Genomic DNA, 17,813 nt, shown 5'->3' with positions numbered 1-17,813 from the left:
GTCGGCAATTTCCTTGTAGTCCTTCCTGGCCTCAACGCACTGAATGAGTTGTTTCTGAAGTTTAGCAAGCTCATCGTCAATTGCCGAGACACTCATTACTCCGGAGGATTCGTCAATCGTCATAACGGCGCGAACGTTCTCTTCCAGCTGTTTTTGAAAACCTTCCTGCTTATCGAGAAGTTTGTTGAATGCAGAGAGACATGCTGCCTTTAAGGCTTCCTCATTCACAGTTCTGGCGTGGCACTCAAGACCGGTGGGTTTGAGTCGGCTCAGGCATCTCCAGACGATTGATTTTACGCCTCTGTTGTTCCAGTGCACCCGGCGGAACAGTTCACCGCACTCACCGCAGAAAACCATCTGGGAAAAGACATGGTGACCGCTGAAGGAGCATTTCCTGCCACTCGATGTTGTTGTAACCCTGCGTCTGCGTACAAGCTCATTCTGAACTCTGAGATAGATGTCTTTTGGAATGATGGCTTCATGGTTACCTTCCACATAATACTGCGGTACGATGCCGTTGTTTTTGACTCTGGTCTTGCTGAGAAAATCGGTGGTGTAGGTTTTCTGAAGCAGGGCATCACCGATGTACTTCTCGTTACGGAGGATTTTGTTGATGGTCGAGGTGTGCCATCTGGTCTTGCCCGCTCCGGTCAGAATGCCGTCCCGCTCAAGTCCGGCCTTGATTTTGTCCATGCTGTAGCCTTCCAGATATTCCCGGTAGATGCGCTTTACGGTTTCAGCCTGAACCGGATCTATGATCAGATTGCCGTCAGCATCCTTGGTGTAGCCGAGAAAGTGATTATGGTTCACCTGCACCTTGCCTTGCTGGTAACGGTACTGAAGTCCCAGCTTGACATTCTGGCTTAAGGATTGAGATTCCTGCTGGGCGAGGGAAGCCATAATGGTAATCAGCACCTCGCCCTTGGCATCAAGCGTGTTGATTCCTTCCTTTTCAAAGTAAACAGGAATGTTCTGAGCTTTGAGCTGTCTTATGTATTTAAGGCAGTCCAAAGTATTTCTGGCAAAGCGGCTGATGGACTTGGAGATTACCATATCAATTTCACCGGCCATACAGGCTTCAATCATTCTGTTAAACTCGGTTCTGTTTTTTGTGTTGGTGCCGGAGATGCCGTCATCGGCATAGATCCCCGCAAGAGTCCATTTAGGATTATTGCTGATGTACTCGGTATAGTGCTCCACCTGAGTTTCATAACTGGTGGCCTGCTCATCAGTGTCGGTGCTTACACGGCAGTAGGCCGCAACGCGCAGTTTCGGAGTTTCTTCAATACGGGCTTTGCTTTTTGTTCTGTGCGGATCTGCCGGTATAATCTTTACGTTAGCCATTCGTTTTCTCCTTAACTCTAATCAGGGAGTATTGGTATTCAGCCACTTCAGCCGGAGTACCTTTGTGCAGGCTGTCCTTATCTGAAAAGAAGAATTCAGCCGGTGCGGTTTTGGGTACCTTCGGCTTAAGAAGATTGGTACGGCTTAACGCCTTCATACGTCGTTCCCTTTCCTGTAAAGTTCGAGAATAGGTTTCTTCATCAATGAGAGGCGGATAAAAATCGTCTCCCAGATAACGGCGGTTCTGCAGAATTCTGCTGACGGAGCTTGCCGGAAGCTTAAGACCGACTTTCTCCGCAGAGGCACACAGGGACATACCATCAAGGTAATTACGGTAAAGTTCTCTGACAATTATGGCTTCTTTCTCATCAATAACCGCCTTACCATTAACAATTCTGTAACCGAGAGCTGTATTCCTCATTCAATTTCCTCCTTTAGTGTAAGACCGCATTTAAGTTCAAAACTGATTTCGTTTCGGGTTACTGTAGTAATGCTGTTAACAAATCTGCTGAACACTTCGTCACTGAAGTCAGCGAGCATTTCGCTGTAAGATGCAAAGGCGATAAGCTCTGAGGTTTCTCTAATAACGGCGCATTCACCTTTGGAATTCTGTTTGATGGCGTTAAGCTCAGTCCTGCATCTTGCTGCTCTGGCTTTCAGTTCATTGTTTTCCTGATTGAAAAGAACCTGGTCGATGCACCCCTGCGCCATCAGCATGGTGATGGTATTCTGCTGTTCGGCAATATCTGAAATCTGCTGTTCAAGAGTGCTGATTCTCTGCATATCCTTGTTTTCAGAGTTTCCCTTTAATGCTTTGAGGTAGGGCATCAGAATGGTCTCTTTGGCAAAGATGAGCTTGTTCATCATGGTTAAAAATGCAAACTTTACCGTCTCATCCCTGACGAACTTCATGGAGCATCTGCTTTTGTCTCGGAGGTGGGTACTGCAGCACCATGCAGAATAACTTCTGCTTGATAAGGAATGGTGAATCCGGTGTTTGAAAATACCGCCGCATTCTCCGCAGACGATTTTTCCTGACAGGGCGCTGCGGTCTAAGAATTTTGCTTTTGCTCCCGGTATGCCTTTTTCTGAAGCTCGCTGAGCAATGATGAAGGCAACTGCTTCAAAATCCGCTCTGCTGATAATGGCTTCATGGTGACCATTGCTCCGGTATCTAGTTAGGTAGCCTTTGTTGAGGTGCCGGCTGAAGGATTCATCCGTAAAGGTTTTCTGAAAAACCGCATCTCCGATGTAAAATTCATTTCTCAGAATCCAGAATACCGTTGTAGAGCTCCATTCATTTTTTCGTATGGGCGGAACACCATCACTGTTTAACCCCTTTGCGATGGTATAAGCTCCTTTGCCAGCCAAGGCTTCGGCAAAAATACGTTTGATAATCTCTGCCTCATCAGGAATTATGACAATGTCTTCACCTTCTCTTTTGTAGCCGTAAGGTAAAGAGCTTGATTTGAAGGTTCCGTTCAGAAACCTCCGCTCCAAACTCCATTTGCTGTTATTTGAAATTGAGCGTGATTCATCCTCGGCCATTGAGCTGAGAATTGACAGAATAAGCTCTCCCTCCATCGAACCGGTATTCAGATTTTCCTTCTCGAAGTAAATCGGAATGTTGAGCCTCAAAAGACTTCTTACCAAATCAATACAGTCCGTGGTGTTTCTTGAAAATCTGCTGATAGACTTGGTAAGGATATAATCAATCTTTCCTGCCCGGCAGTCTGCCATCATTCTCTGCAGTTCCGGTCTGCTGTCCGACTTGGTACCGGATATCCCTTCATCGAAGTAAATCCCGGCAAGCTCCCAGTTATCCTGCAGACGGATGTAATTTTCATAATGTGATTTCTGCGTTTCCAGACTTTCAAGCTGGGCATCATAGTCAGTGGATACTCTGCAGTATGCCGCCACTCGCAGTCTGGAGCATTGAACTGACTGATTCTGTTCTATTTTTCTTACTGTTTTCACTGTTCGTCCTCCCTTGTATATAAATCACTCTAACCAACACTTATATCAACTTGTGATGTCTGTGATTTTCTCGTACTCTACGGGGGTGATAAGTCCCTTGGAAAGCAGTAACTCCACTACTCTCTGTGCCTGATGGTACTGGGCGTTGCGGATTATTTCGTCAGTTGTAGGTGCTGTCATTAACTCGTTCATAAATCGTTACCTCCTACAATCTACTGGACGTGAAGGGCGATTTTGAGCGGATTTATTTTTGGGAATGTGGCTGATTGGCTGTTTGGTGAACAACACAATTCATGAATGTGACATGGTTAATAAATTTAGACTTTTTTGTTAAAAAATAGGTGATTTTTCATTATTCTTGTGTTGTGGTATGATAAATATGTTATATACTATATACCGTAAAAGCTAAAATCGCACTACCAAGAATTTTATACCAATCCGGTGCAAGGTGCACTTGTGTCAGTATATTCTTATATGGTACTATACTGTATATGTTATGGTAGTAAGGACAGTAGATATGTGTGAACATCCGGGAAAGATAATAGAGCAAATGCTCAAAAAGACAGGAATGACTAGAAAAGAACTAGCCACCAGAACCGGTGTCACTGAAAAACATATTAACACATTAATTTCAAAAGAAAGAAACATCACCACAAGCTTTGCCAAAAAACTAGGGTATGTCTTTCATGTTGACGAAATTAATTCTGATGAGCCGAAAGATAAGGCAAGATATTGGCAAGATCTGCAAAATAAATATGATATTTTCATACTAGAGGAACAGGAAAAAAACAATATTACGACTGAAGAAATCAGGGCCTTAGATTACTTAGAAGACATTATTAATCATTTGATTCTAATTGGAATGTTAGCTCCAAACTTATCTAACATAGATAAAATTTTAGAGCTAAGAAAGATGCTGAAAATCAGTGATTTAACACTAATTCCCAAACTACCTTGTAAGGGAGCTGCTTTCAGAGCACAACTGGCAACAAACGTAAAGATTGATAGATACGTACTTTTCGGGTGGCAATATCTTTGCGAACTGACAACAGATACAAAGTTCGTTAATTCGGAACTCAGTCTGGATTTACTGAAATTGAAGTTAAATGAAATTAAGCATTTAATGTTCGATGAATTAAAAGATGGATGCCGTAAACTTAAGGAACTTTTAGCTCCTTGCGGAATTGCCTTTAATGTTGTTAAACACTTCAGAGGTGCTCCCGTTCAGGGTTTTATAAAAAAGACAGACGATAATAAACTGATACTCTGTCTGACAATCAGAGGTGGTAGAGCAGATACTTTCTGGTTTACGTTATTCCACGAAATTGCACATATATTCCATAAAGACTATGAAAACCGCTCGGTTGACTTTGATTCATCTGACAGTGAGATTGAGTTCAAAGCAGACAGATGGGCACGAGATTTTTTGATCCCACCAGAGAAGTATAGAGCATTTATTGGTCTGAGGCGAAAGCCGACATGGCAAGAGATAGAATTGTTCGCTCATGATGTTGGAGTACAGCCATACGTTGTGCTAGGACGGCTTCAGAAAGATGAATTTCTGGAGTGGGCAGACTATGCAAGCAAGGTGGTACACTATAAGTGGGCTGAATAAATTGGTAGTAAAGAATATGGAGAATTAACCATGTAGTACATGACGCAAGATCCCGTGACATGGGACGAATGCACAACAAGCGACAGATGTCACCTGTCGCACATTCGAAGCAGTTTGGAAAGCAATGAGTGCTGACACAAACCTTGGACAAGTTCATGTTAGCACACATCACTCTAAAGTCAATTTGTTTTATTGTGATGTTAGTCACTGTAGACTATCTACGCCTATTTTTTCAAGCATTGCATTTCCGAACTCTTTATTTGTTTACAATTTCATAAAAATTAGGAGATTTTATGAATAAAGGATTATCGGAATATGAAAAGTTTAAAATCCTGAGACCGATAGTTGGCGGTTGTGAACTGGATGCTTACCAGCGACCTATTATCAGAAAAATTGATATCGCAGATATTAATTGGAATTGCATTAAAGTAACAAACTTAAAAAATGCTTCAGTTAATACAAATAATAAAAATTCTTTATTGCTGATGTTTAACTATGATAAGGAATTATTGAGATTATGGAACAATCCGTTGAAAAAAGTGTGTCTTTGGCAATCATTTGCAGCAGTATGTTCACCGGATTTTAGTGTTTATCCATCTATGAACATTAATGACATAAGGCATAACATTTATATGTCAAGATGGCTAGGACGAACATGGCAAAATTACGGATGCAAAGTTATACCAACTGTCGCTTGGGCTTTACCAGATACTTATGATTTGTGTTTTGAGGGAATAGAGTACGGTTCTGTAGTTGCAATTTCTACATTAGGATGCCATTCAAATATTGATGCCTTTCTTATGGGGTTTAAACAAATGATGGCAAGAATTAATCCCTCGTTGATTATTGTATATGGGGATATGATAAAAGGTATGTTTGGTACTTTTATCGGCTTTAAGTATGTTGATGGATTTAACAGAAAGTATGAACAAATTTCTTTGTTTAATGAGAAAGTATTCACCATCATGGAGGGAAAGTAAAATGGGTTCAAGAGGCGCTTTTATAGATTTAGAAAGTTTTGATTTTGTTGAAGGTGGTCAGCATTATCATAAAATAGGTGTGTTATCCACAAATCCTAACGTTATCATTGTTTATCAGGATTCTAACAGTGTAAAGGCACCGGAATTTTCTCATACTGCCGGACGTGTATATGCCGTTGTTAAGGACGGGGTGTTAAAACATCTTGCTTATTATGATGAAAAGCATCAACAAGCTGTTAGTATTGACTTTTGTCATCCTCATAAAAAAGTGCAGCCTCATAGGCACGTTCATATGAGTCATAACAAGAATGATCCTGGAATATCACCAACTCCGGAGGAATTAAAATTGGCCAATAGGATTAAAAAGGAGTTTAATTTGAAATGAGAATAAATGAGTATAAATCACTTGATGAGTTTACATCTCAATATGTTGGGGAGTGGGGACCGTCAGATGGTCATTGGTACGGACTTGATTTTTCCTTTCATGGAACAGAATATAGGTTACATACTGGTTCTATGTATAACGAAAAAGATACTATGCTTCCTGATGGAAGGGTGGCGCTTTTTGGACTTTATAGAAAAAGTGAGTGTAATACTGATCCGCAATCTGATGTCATTATGGATGATTACACCGAATTACTTGGTCAAGATTGATAATTTTCTAGAGCCAGCATACCTTCATCACTACTGGCTCTTTTGTCTATTTTTTCCGCTACCTTGACATCAAAACGCTATCTACAACCTACCCAAAAGCAGGACTTGATACTCAACTATGCTGTATCTTCCGCCCTTGATATGTTCCTACATACAGCAAAAATCCTGTTTTACAGTCATGTTTAAAAAGCACCACACCCCGCAAATCCTTTGATTTCAAGGGCTTTCAGAGCAAATCTATTTCTCTTTTGACAGTAAGGCTACGGTCTCAACGCTGGATGTATGCGGAAACATATCAACTGCACGGATACTTTTTACCTTGTATCCGTACTGCATGGCAATGAGAATGTCACGACACTGACTCTTCGGATTGCAGGAAACATAAGCAATCGTATTGATACCAGCTCCTGACAGAGTTTTAAACACTTCCGGCGCACAGCCCTTTCTTGCCGGATCAAGAACAGCTTTTGTCACTTTATGTCCCTCAGCCAGAATCAGAGGAAGAATCTTTTCAACCAGACCAACTCTGAAATCGGTATTAGAAATACCGTTGGCAAGAGCATTTTCTATGGCATTATCAATTGCTTCTCTGACACACTCAACTCCAAATACCTTATGACACATTCCAGCCATATAAAGTGAAATTGTCCCTATTCCGCAATATAGGTCCAGAACTGAATCGTCATGTTCCAGGCAGAGCAGATCTACTGCGGTTCTGTATAGTTTGGCCGTCTGCTCGGTATTTATCTGCAGGAAAGAATACGGATTAACCTTAAATTTAAGATTCAGAAGTTCTACGTTAATGGTATTATCACCCGTAAGTACACTCATGGTATCGCCGAGAATTCTGTTTCCTTCTTCTTGATTTACAGAAAGAAGAACGTTATTTATTCCAAGTGAATTCAATTTATCCGTAAGGAGATCAATTCCCGGAAATCTACAGTAGACAACAAGAACCGCAATTTTTTCTCCTTTGTCAGAACCACGTAAAAACAGATATCGGAGAGTTCTTTCAGAAGAGGTTGTAAGATTTCTGAATTCTGCGGAATTAAGGGTATCACGGATTCCGTTTCTTGCAGCATTAATCCATTCAGGCTCAAGTCTGCAGCATCTTATGTCAATGATAGCATGTGACTGTCGGCGATAAAGCCCCACCTTATATTCATCACCGGATTTTTCAACTGCATAAACAGCCTTGTTTCTGTACTCGAACGGAAACTCCATACCGATAAATCCTTTATAAAGTGATTCATCGTAGTTCTTTCCCATGGTATTTGCGTAAAGCTCAAGAAGCTTGCTTTCCTTGAGAGCAGTTTCTGTCCTGTACTCAAGATCGGTATATGAGCAGGAACCGCATTGATTCTGACAGAAAGGCTGAATTCTCGGAATCTTCGAACTGACAATTCGCATGATCTTTCCCTGAGCATATTTTTCCTTTATTCCGTAGAGAGTCACCTCGACATCATCTCCGGGATACCCGCCTTTAATGAATATCTTAATACCATTCGGGCCAAAGGCAATTCCTTCACCGTCTTCGGTAAGGTCCACTACCTGAACACGTAAAACATCACTCATACATTACTCCGACAAATCATCAGACTCGAAGAAGTCTGAATCCGAAATGCTCACAGACATTGTCGCACATCATATATAATTACCTTTTCGGTGACAATTATATATAATGATTCCGTCATGCAGTAACGGCTTTTTCAACAACATTCAAAATGCCGACTGCAATCCGTATCAAACATTTATCGCAAACCGAAATACTCATTGTAGTTCAGGAAAGCACATGAAAACAGTAAACGTCGTGGCAGCAGTAATCATAAAGGATCATAAAATTTTTGCAACCCAAAGAAGCTATGGTGAATTCAGCGGAGGCTGGGAATTTCCCGGTGGAAAAATTGAACCGGGCGAACATCCTGAAGAAGCACTGAAGCGTGAAATCAGAGAAGAACTGGATGCAGAGATTAACATAAAGAGCCTTCTTGATACCGTGGAGTATGATTACCCAACCTTTCATCTGTCCATGAAAACATATCTCTGTACGCTTGCGGGAAGTCATATAAAGCTGCTTGAGCACAGTGATGCCAGATGGCTGGAAACCAAAGAGCTGGATTCTGTTTCCTGGCTCCCCGCAGATCTCAGTCTGATAGACAGAATCAGAACGGAATCCATCTGAGCCGGATAACGGGATTTCGTAATCAGAACCGTTTTGTCCGGATAATCGCACCGGGCACCAAAAATAAAGGGAACCTTAAGGTTCCCTTTACTGGACAGTTAAATCCGGTTTCTATTTAAGATTAAGAAGCTCAATTACCTTTGCCTTCTTATCGTTAAAATCAGTAATTCCTAAACTGTCAGCCTTACTCTTCCAGAAGGTGGCCTTGCTGTTATCCTTGTCTACGCCAATACCCTTGGAATACATAGTGGAAATTGCAACAACAGCCAACGGATAGTCATTGTAGGCCGCCTGTTCAACCCAATAGAAAGCCTTACTCATATCCCTAGGTTCGCCTCTGCCGTTAGCAACCATCACACCGATATTGAACTGTGCGGCAGCCACATCAACGTCAGCTGCTTCTTTATACCACTGGTACGCCTTGCTGTAATCCTGCTTAACACCGAGCCCCTTTTCATATGCATATGCAAGAGAGTTCTTAGCGTCGGCACTGTCATGTTCTTCGATGGCTTTTTTGAGCCATTCAATACCTTTCTCACGAACATCTGGTGAGTCACCGGTCTTTATGTACAGTTCGCCGAGCTTTGACTGAGCCTTGATATGATCGTGTTCAGCCGCAAGCTTGTAAAGTGTAATGGCCTTTACGTTATCCTTAGGAACGCCAAGCCCCTGATCGTACATTGTTGCCTGAATATACTGAGCTTCAAGCATGTTTGCACCGGCAGCCTTACTGATGTAGTGGAATGCCAAATCAAAATTCTTCTCAATGCCTGCTGACGGTTCACCGTTAAGATAGATCTTGCCAAGCTCAAACTGGGCAAGATGATTATCATTGTCAGCAGCCTTCCTAAGATTTTCCACGCCCTGTGCAGGATTTCTTAAAATGCCGTTACCCTGAATACGCATCATACCAATGTAGTACTCACATTCAGGATTTCCCTGAAGCATACCCTTTTCAAACCAGGATAGCGCATTCTGATAATCCCCCTTTTCGTACAGGAGAGTACCGTAAAGAGCCTGTCCCGGAGCATAATCCGTAAACGCAACCTTTCTCGCAAGATTGTAACCTTCCTGCTGCTGGGAAGGATCCTTCTGGTTCAGGAGCCACTTGGCATATTCATACATGCTCTTAGGGTCTTCCTTTTCAGCGCCGATCTGGAATTCTCTTACCTCGTGATACTTGTCTAGATAACGGAGTGCTCTCTCCTCTTTCCATACCGCAGCCTTGTCGAAGTATTTATAACCTTCGTCAAACTTACCCTGATTGATTAAAAACAGCCCCCATTCATATTCGGCATCAGTTCTTTCGGCATCAGCTGCCATGTGAAGATACCCCAGAGATTCATCCAGAGACATAATGTCAGGATTCGTATCTCCGAGTTTGTATAACGCAAACATTGCGTTATCATCCTGTTTTGACTCCACCAGCTTTACCCAGATTTCCTTTGCCTCTTCGGGCCTGCCTTCCTTTAAAGCTTTAACACCTTCTTCGTACGTCTTTGAAAAACATCCTGTAAGAACTAAAGAAGATAAAAGCATTACGGAAGCAAGAGTTTTTATTTTCATCTTACGATCCCATTCCCAAATCGTTTTATAGTAATTATTAATCCGCCGGTCTTTAATCATCCTTAATCAGGAGACACCGAGAGCAATATCCCTGCGGCAGATATCAGCTAATTTATAATAAGACATGTTAATGTAATAGGCTTTAACATGAAAGCCCATGCACCATATTTTGCTACAGCCTCGACATTGTTAAATCCAAACAGGCCGAAAAACAGGCTAAATGAATAAAATATAAACAGTTTTCACCATTTAAGGAGGCGGTGCCGGCGTGCCTCTGCCTTTCTGCGAACAAGACAGACTATGAACATATGTCAGGTAAAACCGCCTGCAGCAGCGGTCCGTATCAGATTATTCTTCGCACGCATTTACATTATACATTTTTTTAACATTATGTTAAATTATTAAACGTTTTTAATGATGAAACGGCAGCAAACGGTACTAATCTTCCTTTGTTAAAAGCACCGTATAATTGTGCGCATAAGATATGCCGAATAAGGTAAAGTACCTGCAGGAGACAGCAAATTTAAACAAGCGGGCCTGATTTTGTGTTAAACTGTTTCAAATACTGAAAAGGAGTGCAGGGAAGCTCCCCCGCAGCCGCGTTTAAACTGAACGGGGTTTAATCAGGAGCAGAAAACACGAGAGAGTGTCGTCATGTCAGAAGAAATTAAGTCAGTAATCATATACAGCCGAATCAATGATGAATCTGTAGTATTTACCCTGATAGAAATCGTTAATTTTCTTGTTGACCAGAAAATAAACGTCATTCTCGAAAAGTCAACCAATGCCAGACTGGGACTGGATCTGCCAACTCTGAGCTTTAATGAAATGACAGGAACAGCCGACCTCATGATTATAGTCGGTGGAGACGGATCAATGATCAGTGCGGGAAGAAAAATCACCGATGTGGGTATTCCCGTGCTCGGCATAAACCGCGGACATCTCGGATTCCTTACCGATCTGTCACCGAAAAACATCAGAAGAGCGCTGTACAGCATTCTCAAGGGAGAATATGTCCTGGAGGAAAGGTTCCTTCTTTCCACTACCATAAAAGGACCAAAATGCCAGCAGGCACTGGCACTCAACGAGGCCGTAATACATGGCGTAAAGACGGCCCACATGATTGATTTTTCAATTTTTGTCAACAACAAGTTCATGTACTCGCAGAAAGCCGACGGCCTCATTGTAAGCACCCCTACCGGTTCAACCGCCTACAATCTTTCAGCCGGAGGTCCGATAATCGAACCATCCCTCAATGTTGTGTCTCTCGTTCCGATGTTCCCTCATTCGATGAATCTTCGTCCCTGCATTCTGAGCGGAGACAGTTCCATTAAGGTAAGCTTCAGGAACAGACTTACTCCGGAAAAAATTACCGTAAGCTGTGACGGTCAGATCATCATGAACGCCGATGACCGCTGCGAAATATGCATTGAAAAACATAAAGTCCCTATCAGAATCTGTCACCCTCATACCTATGATTACTTCAAGGTTCTGAGATCAAAGCTCGGCTTCGGCACAAAGCTTGTCGACTAGCCGCCTGCATCAAAATTTCAGGTTTGACAGTCCGTCTCCCGCAATTACGACAACCTACTGCGTAATTCACATTATGCATTACGGCTGCTTCTGCTTAAAAAATATACGAATAATATTTATTTTTACTCAACATGCAATCTGCGCGCGAATTAATAGTATAATTTCCAAACAGTAGATGCCCGAATCAGTCCTTTATTAATACCCAAGGACGCAAGGAGAACAAATGCTTGAATCCCTAACAATTGAAAACTACGCCGTCGTGAAGAAAGCGACGTTAAACCTTCACAAGGGAATGAGTGCCATCACCGGTGAAACCGGTGCAGGTAAATCAATATCCGTGGATGCCCTGGAACTGGTAATGGGAGGCAGAGCCGACTCAAAGTCGGTGCGCAGCGGTTCCGGCGCCACAAGCATATGTGCAACCTTTGATCTGTCTGATTCACCCAGAGCTCTCGGGCTGCTCAGGGATTACGATCTCCTCTCCGATGACAACGAACTGTGCATCGTAAGAAGAACAGTCTCAAAGGACGGCCGTTCAAGGGCATTCGTAAATGACAGAAGCGTAAACACCACTGTTCTGAGAGAACTTTCATCAAGACTTCTCAACATTCACGGTCAGCATGACGGTCAGCTTCTTTTAAAAAGCGAACACCAGATTGAGTATCTTGACGCATTTGCCGGTCTGGGAAATCTCTTAAGTGAAGTGGAATCTTTATTCTACACATATTCCAGAGGAAAAGACGAAGTAACAAGACTCGGGAATCTCCAGAAGGATATGGTTGCGGAGTACAAACTAACCCTCTACCAGATTGCGGAACTGAACAGACTTGCCCCAAAGGAACACGAATTTGAGGAACTTTCGGAAGAATACGACAGACTCAGCAACGTACAGACCCTACTGCAGAACAGCATAAACGTACACGGTCAGCTTGCCGACGATGACGGAGGTATCCTGACATCCGTAAATACACTTCTCGGGGGAATGAACTCTCTAGTAAAAATTGATAAGAGTCTGACACCGATACTTCAGAGTATTGAAAGCGCCAGAATCCAGCTTGAGGACGCAGCCGGAGAAATCAGCCGCTACAGTTCAACTCTGGAATCGGATCCTGAAAGACTTAACTTCATTAATGAAAGAATGGCTCTTTACAACGACATGTCTCATAAATATGCCGTCACTCCAGATAAACTGCACAATGTTCTGAACGAACTTCAGAATAAAACCCGGGAATTTTCCTCCATAAAAGACGAAATTGAAGCAAGAACCGCCGATGTAATGGCCGCCAAGAAGGCGTTTATGGAAAAAGCTGAGGAACTCAGCCGCAGAAGAAAGGAAATGTCCGTGGAATTTGCAAAACGGATAACCGACATGCTCCATGAACTTTCCATGCCTAATGCCATGTTTGAAATTGAATTTACCGAAGTTCCGCCGCATCACAACGGCATAGACAGCGTATGCTTTAAGTTTAATGCCAATGCCGGCATGACACCGGATCTTATATCAAAGACCGCATCCGGAGGTGAAATCAGCCGTATTGCCCTTGCAATACTTGTTCTTACCGCAAACAGAATATCGGCTCCTACTCTTATATTCGATGAAATTGATACGGGGATCAGCGGTTTTACGGCAGCCAATACCGGCAGACTGCTGCGCAGACTGGCAAAAACTTCTCAGGTTATTACCGTAACCCACCTGCCACAGGTGGCGGCCTCCGCACATAATCAGTATGAGGTTCTTAAAAAAGATATTGATAATGAAACGGTGACATCCATAACTGAACTGGATGCCGACGGCAGGGAAAAGGAAATTGCAAGACTTCTCGGTGGCCCCGTAATATCTGAATCAGCTCTTGCAAACGCCAGAGAACTTCTGGCAACTCAGTCTGCGGAATAATGAATTAACCACGGTCAGGGGCTCTCGCGGAGCCCCTTTTTACCGACCGCCAGTACGGTCATCTAACCATTCTGACCTCTGCAGTCCTGATATCACGGCAATCCGGCACCAGCCATAATGCTCCTGCAGGCATATAGAACGTTTAGTATTTCTAAATCTGCTCAGTTCTGAGCCACAACCACATGGAATAAATCACTGTTTTCACTGACTTGACGGCACTTTTCTGCTTATATCTTAATCATCTGCACGAATCTGCCGATAAAGACTGAATCACGGAATCCAGTAATGGTACTTCCGGCATCTTACGTAAAAGTTTATAAAACCTTTAATTTAAACGTCTCACGACACATTAAATTTTGCATCCGATTTATTTAGCGTGCGTTTTAACACAAAATCTACGTAGAAAACTTCTATTTTTTATAGTAAAAACAGGTGTTATTTGTCACGTTTTTTAATGTTTTTATGTAATTTAATTACATGTTAAACGAATGTTAAACAAAATTTTTTGTTTACAATCATACTTTTAACGTATTTTGTTTCATTTTTTTGGCTTTTACCATAGTTCTGACAACGTTTTCAATAGTATGAAAATATTTTCATGTAATTTTTTTAGTTTTTTTTAAAAAAAGACTTGTATAAAAAAATGAGTCTAACTATCATGTGCAACGTGAACAGGGAATACTACAGTTCACGTTATCAATAATAATCATTAACATTTTAAGGAAAAAATTAAATGAGATATTTTATAAAGAAAGTAAACAATGCCGCTCTGGCTCCTGTAACCCGTGATTATAATTTCAGCTACGTTAAGCAGAATTTCTAATCAGCAACTTTTTTTTATTAACTAAAGACTGAAATTAAATAATCCACACAATTCGTTTAATTCAGTTTGCTCAAAAATTTAAACTACTCAAAACATAATTTTTAAGCATTTATATTTAACAAGGAAGTTTAACATGAAGTATTTCATCAAGAAGTCAGATTACCAGTCAATTGCACCGGTAACCCGTGAATACCACTTCAGCTACGTTAAGTAAGCGAAGTATTTAAAACCAATAACGGATAAATCCGTAATCGAAAAAATAATAACAGTTGCAGAAATAAGCCGACATAAAAGATCGGTTCTCTACGGGAAGAGATAAATAAACATAAAAATAATAAAAATCTGCAATCAGTATCATTAACACAGAGGATAAAACTATGACAGAATTCAATATCCGGTAAGCCTTTACCGTCCAATGCCGATTTGGATACAGCTCACCGTCAGGTCTCGCAGAAGCGAAAAACAGACTGACAGGTCAGAGTATCGGTAACTGCAGTTTCTGCATTACTTATTTACCCTAAGCTTATTATCCTTCGTCGCATACCAGCATACGATCAGAAACATCACCAGCTTTTTAATATTTCCTTCCTGGTAATGATGTCCGGCCTCCTTACTTCCGGAATTTGATCGTTTAAGTCCTCAAACCATTGTTATGCGGTGCTTGATATATTTTTATGGTGAAGTGTCCCTGATTCCGGCTTCGTCCTCAAAGCTGTCGGAATCAGGGAGGTAGTCAGAGTTTCATAAACCAAAGAATAATGCAATGTAAATCATTTAAGGATCTGAAAGGATTGCGTTATTCGGAGAGGATACAAAGATGATATTACCGGAAAACAACAAACTCAGAAGACCGGAGATTCCGCTTCCAAAGCACACTCCGAACGGTACGAGTTTGCCTAACATTTAACGTATAACTTACGCGTGGATGTTTTGTTTTCGAGAAACATCTTACCCGATAAACTTATTTTATTCTATTCTAAATTAGCGTTTTCTAAAACTCAGCCTTTTAGCTTGTGGCTGAGTTTTATTTTTTCCGCTTATACAGCCTTAATCCTGCATCTGTCGTAATCTCCGCCGACCGGCACTCCCAAGAGGAAGCATCTGACCGGACGTTCATGACTTTCATTTTATTTCACGCTGTTCAGAATCCTGCAAAAATAGGAACCGTCATTAGAATTAACATAGCCACAGTCTGTATAAATACCCTAGACCGTGTTACCGCCAAATGGCGGTCCTGTGCTGGGAATCCCTACCATCTTCGAACTGAATACGGACATGTGTCCTTCACGGACTGATTCTCATATAGGGACGCAAAGTTGCCTTTCTCTAATTTATTCTACTGATAATCATTGCGTTTATTCTGATTCAGATAAAGACCTGGTTCTTACAACATCTCCATAAATAATTAAATTTAATTTTTTACGGAAAGATGCCGGAGGAAGGAACGGATTCATAGCAGTACCATGTAACACAACCGGAGTGTTACGCGAAAAATGAACAAAACTGCAGGTGAAGATTTGATATAAACCCCTTCTCAGAAGGGGCTTATATCACTTAAAAATGAAATCAGGTCGTACTGTCGTTCAGACGATGTCCGGCCTCAATGGCGTCAATGCGGTTCTTTTCCTTGGCAATCATGCTCCTGGTCTGAGCATCATGGAATCCGAACCCAAGTCCAATCTGGGAAAAAATAAGACGCTCTCTCTCGGAAATGTCACCGTCGACATGCATCATACGGATAAGTTTCAGCATCAGAAGTTTAATCTCATCAGGATCTTCCTTCTGGTACTTTTCCTTGAAATGTTCTATATCCTCATAAGGAGCATACTTTACAGAGGCTCCCGCTTCAAAGGCTTTTATGTACTGTTCATCTGCCGGCATACCGACGGAATCAAGCATTCTCAGGAGAAGCTCGTGCTTTTCCTCATCAAGCTCACCGAAGCTGCCGATAATATAGCCGAGAAGTGACATCAGCAGAAGATCCGCCTCACGATTGATGTATTTTTTTACGCTCTCGGATTTCATGTCCGGAAAGAGACTGTCAGCCTTGGCATTTCCTGCGGTTCTTCTGTCCTGTCTGGTTCCGGATTTTGTCTTTTTCCGGGCAGAAACCTGATACCTGCCGCCGGCGTAATACTTTAACGAATAATTAATATCTTCAGCAGGAAGACGAAGAACCTCGCCAAAATGTTCAATAAGCTCAAGGGTCTTATCATTGATGCTCTGTGCGGCATAGACTACAGTAACAAGAGTATTGAGAAGGTCCCTGCGTCTGAAAAGTTCATCAGGAACAAGGGAGCCTATTTGTTTCAGCAGGTCATCCGCATCCACGGAATCACTTATACCATTGTTATAATGAGCCGTAAGAACCTTTATTCTGGCGGAATCAAGAAGTCTTACACCATGAAGAAACGCCTTTTTGCAGAGAGGACTGCCTCCGTTCAGAAATGACGCATATCCGTATAGTTCAGCCACACGTGCGGCAAGCTCCTTCTCCTCAGTCTGTCTTGCTCTGGCATATGCAGAGAACACCTGACTCTCGCTCTTCTGCAGAGAGTTTGCACTGATAAATGCCCTGACAATCCCGATAACGGAAACATCCTTTACCCCGGGAGGCATGACACCGACAATGAACTTACGGCATTTTTCATTATCCCACAGAGAAAAAAGATAACTGCATACGTGAACCGGAATGGTACATAAAGCCTTACCTATGTTTATCACTCCAAGAATTATGTAGAGATTATTTCTTCTGTTAAAGAATACAAAGAAATATACGATAATCAGAAGAATAATGAGAACCCAGAGCAGGATTGGGATTATGGCACCTTCTCTGTCAAAAAAATAAATCGTATCCTCAAATATTCCGGAATACCACAGGATTATGAAAGGAAGAATAAGCAGGAAACACAGACATGCCGGCACAAAAAGAAGATAAAGATTATAGACGACACTGCTTATCACCAGTGTCTTCGCGGTATGGTGTATATGTGCGTCATCATAAAACGGAACTTCCGTAAAAGTCTCAGAAGTATGACGAGTTTTGTTTGACATAAGGACAATCCCACAATAAAAAATTTATTTATCCCTGTCACACACGCTCTGCTCCATGGAGTATTTTTCGGCCGAGTTTCCTTTATTATCGAGTCTGTGCTTATCTGCTATTCTTATATTTATATTTTTGTTCTTATTAAGCTTTTTGTTCGGCCGCCCTGTCGTCTTTAACATCAGGGGAACTCAAATGA

At 41.8% G+C, this 17,813-nt stretch carries 14 protein-coding genes; 7 read left to right on the top strand and 7 right to left on the bottom strand.

Annotated features, from left to right (window positions below; genetic code table 11):
- From QZU58_RS07355 to QZU58_RS07340, 4 genes are all read right to left on the bottom strand, one after another.
- On the bottom strand, positions 1-1,344 hold a 1,344-nt coding region (locus tag QZU58_RS07355; RefSeq protein WP_294495880.1), incomplete at its 3' end, for a recombinase family protein.
- On the bottom strand, positions 1,337-1,765 hold the full coding sequence (locus QZU58_RS07350; RefSeq protein ID WP_294495879.1) for a hypothetical protein: 429 nt from the start codon (positions 1,763-1,765) through the stop codon (positions 1,337-1,339). The genes QZU58_RS07350 and QZU58_RS07355, both read right to left, overlap by 8 nt.
- Positions 1,762-3,321 carry a recombinase family protein gene (locus QZU58_RS07345; RefSeq protein ID WP_294495878.1) on the bottom strand — a complete coding sequence of 520 codons (1,560 nt, stop codon included), beginning with the start codon at positions 3,319-3,321 and terminating at the stop codon, positions 1,762-1,764. Before QZU58_RS07345 ends, QZU58_RS07350 begins: the two co-directional genes overlap by 4 nt.
- Before the next feature lie 45 nt (positions 3,322-3,366).
- A complete protein-coding gene (locus QZU58_RS07340) occupies positions 3,367-3,501 on the bottom strand; it encodes an SHOCT domain-containing protein (RefSeq protein ID WP_294495877.1) in 135 nt (44 codons plus the stop codon).
- A gap of 337 nt (positions 3,502-3,838) precedes the next feature.
- Here QZU58_RS07340 and QZU58_RS07335 point away from each other — a divergent pair, with 337 nt between their 5' ends.
- The 4 genes from QZU58_RS07335 to QZU58_RS07320 all read left to right on the top strand — a co-directional run bounded on the left by QZU58_RS07335 (position 3,839) and on the right by QZU58_RS07320 (position 6,570).
- Complete coding sequence (locus QZU58_RS07335; RefSeq protein WP_294495876.1) at positions 3,839-4,936, top strand: ImmA/IrrE family metallo-endopeptidase; 1,098 nt, start codon at positions 3,839-3,841, stop codon at positions 4,934-4,936.
- A 293-nt stretch (positions 4,937-5,229) separates the two neighbouring features.
- Positions 5,230-5,916: a DUF4417 domain-containing protein gene (locus tag QZU58_RS07330; protein WP_294495875.1), complete on the top strand. Its 687-nt coding sequence runs from the start codon at positions 5,230-5,232 to the stop codon at positions 5,914-5,916.
- 1 nt (position 5,917) lies between these two features.
- Positions 5,918-6,301: a hypothetical protein gene (locus QZU58_RS07325; RefSeq protein ID WP_294495874.1), complete on the top strand. Its 384-nt coding sequence runs from the start codon at positions 5,918-5,920 to the stop codon at positions 6,299-6,301.
- The gene (locus QZU58_RS07320) at positions 6,298-6,570 is read left to right on the top strand and encodes a hypothetical protein (RefSeq protein ID WP_294495873.1); all 273 of its coding nucleotides are present in this window, start codon (positions 6,298-6,300) and stop codon (positions 6,568-6,570) included. Before QZU58_RS07325 ends, QZU58_RS07320 begins: the two co-directional genes overlap by 4 nt.
- A 237-nt stretch (positions 6,571-6,807) precedes the next feature.
- On the opposite strand, the gene rlmD is transcribed toward QZU58_RS07320, so the two are convergent.
- A complete protein-coding gene (gene rlmD, locus QZU58_RS07315) occupies positions 6,808-8,145 on the bottom strand; it encodes a 23S rRNA (uracil(1939)-C(5))-methyltransferase RlmD (RefSeq protein ID WP_294495872.1) in 1,338 nt (445 codons plus the stop codon).
- Positions 8,146-8,362: 217 nt separating this feature from the next.
- Between rlmD and QZU58_RS07310 the strand changes: the two genes are divergently transcribed.
- A complete protein-coding gene (locus QZU58_RS07310) occupies positions 8,363-8,752 on the top strand; it encodes a (deoxy)nucleoside triphosphate pyrophosphohydrolase (RefSeq protein ID WP_294462011.1) in 390 nt (129 codons plus the stop codon).
- Between the two features lie 111 nt (positions 8,753-8,863).
- Here the strand turns inward: QZU58_RS07310 and QZU58_RS07305 are convergent, their stop codons facing one another.
- Positions 8,864-10,318, bottom strand: coding sequence for a tetratricopeptide repeat protein (locus tag QZU58_RS07305; protein WP_294495871.1), 1,455 nt, complete (start codon positions 10,316-10,318; stop codon positions 8,864-8,866).
- 654 nt (positions 10,319-10,972) lie between these two features.
- On the opposite strand from QZU58_RS07305, the gene QZU58_RS07300 reads away from it, so the two are divergent.
- Entirely contained in the window at positions 10,973-11,851 is an 879-nt protein-coding gene (locus QZU58_RS07300; RefSeq protein ID WP_294462017.1) for an NAD(+) kinase, read from the top strand.
- Positions 11,852-12,074: 223 nt separating this feature from the next.
- Complete coding sequence (recN, locus tag QZU58_RS07295) at positions 12,075-13,745, top strand: DNA repair protein RecN (protein ID WP_294495870.1); 1,671 nt, start codon at positions 12,075-12,077, stop codon at positions 13,743-13,745.
- Positions 13,746-16,134: 2,389 nt separating this feature from the next.
- Here the strand turns inward: recN and QZU58_RS07290 are convergent.
- Positions 16,135-17,622 carry a hypothetical protein gene (locus QZU58_RS07290; protein ID WP_294495869.1) on the bottom strand — a complete coding sequence of 496 codons (1,488 nt, stop codon included), beginning with the start codon at positions 17,620-17,622 and terminating at the stop codon, positions 16,135-16,137.
- Positions 17,623-17,813: the final 191 nt, after the last annotated feature.

Source organism: uncultured Ruminobacter sp. (assembly GCA_902764345.1).
In the GTDB taxonomy this organism is placed as follows: domain Bacteria; phylum Pseudomonadota; class Gammaproteobacteria; order Enterobacterales; family Succinivibrionaceae; genus Ruminobacter.
This window is presented reverse-complemented; position numbering and strand designations above follow the sequence as displayed.

Excerpts from the sequence above, each read along its gene's own strand:
- QZU58_RS07350 (WP_294495879.1), bottom strand. The coding sequence starts at position 1,765 with ATGAGGAATACAGCTCTCGGTTACAGAATTGTTAATGGTAAGGCGGTT.
- QZU58_RS07340 (WP_294495877.1), bottom strand. The coding sequence starts at position 3,501 with ATGACAGCACCTACAACTGACGAAATAATCCGCAACGCCCAGTACCAT.
- QZU58_RS07335 (WP_294495876.1), top strand. The coding sequence starts at position 3,839 with ATGTGTGAACATCCGGGAAAGATAATAGAGCAAATGCTCAAAAAGACA.
- QZU58_RS07330 (WP_294495875.1), top strand. The coding sequence starts at position 5,230 with ATGAATAAAGGATTATCGGAATATGAAAAGTTTAAAATCCTGAGACCG.
- QZU58_RS07325 (WP_294495874.1), top strand. The coding sequence starts at position 5,918 with ATGGGTTCAAGAGGCGCTTTTATAGATTTAGAAAGTTTTGATTTTGTT.
- QZU58_RS07320 (WP_294495873.1), top strand. The coding sequence starts at position 6,298 with ATGAGAATAAATGAGTATAAATCACTTGATGAGTTTACATCTCAATAT.
- rlmD (WP_294495872.1), bottom strand. The coding sequence starts at position 8,145 with ATGAGTGATGTTTTACGTGTTCAGGTAGTGGACCTTACCGAAGACGGT.
- QZU58_RS07310 (WP_294462011.1), top strand. The coding sequence starts at position 8,363 with ATGAAAACAGTAAACGTCGTGGCAGCAGTAATCATAAAGGATCATAAA.
- QZU58_RS07305 (WP_294495871.1), bottom strand. The coding sequence starts at position 10,318 with ATGAAAATAAAAACTCTTGCTTCCGTAATGCTTTTATCTTCTTTAGTT.
- QZU58_RS07300 (WP_294462017.1), top strand. The coding sequence starts at position 10,973 with ATGTCAGAAGAAATTAAGTCAGTAATCATATACAGCCGAATCAATGAT.
- recN (WP_294495870.1), top strand. The coding sequence starts at position 12,075 with ATGCTTGAATCCCTAACAATTGAAAACTACGCCGTCGTGAAGAAAGCG.
- QZU58_RS07290 (WP_294495869.1), bottom strand. The coding sequence starts at position 17,622 with ATGTCAAACAAAACTCGTCATACTTCTGAGACTTTTACGGAAGTTCCG.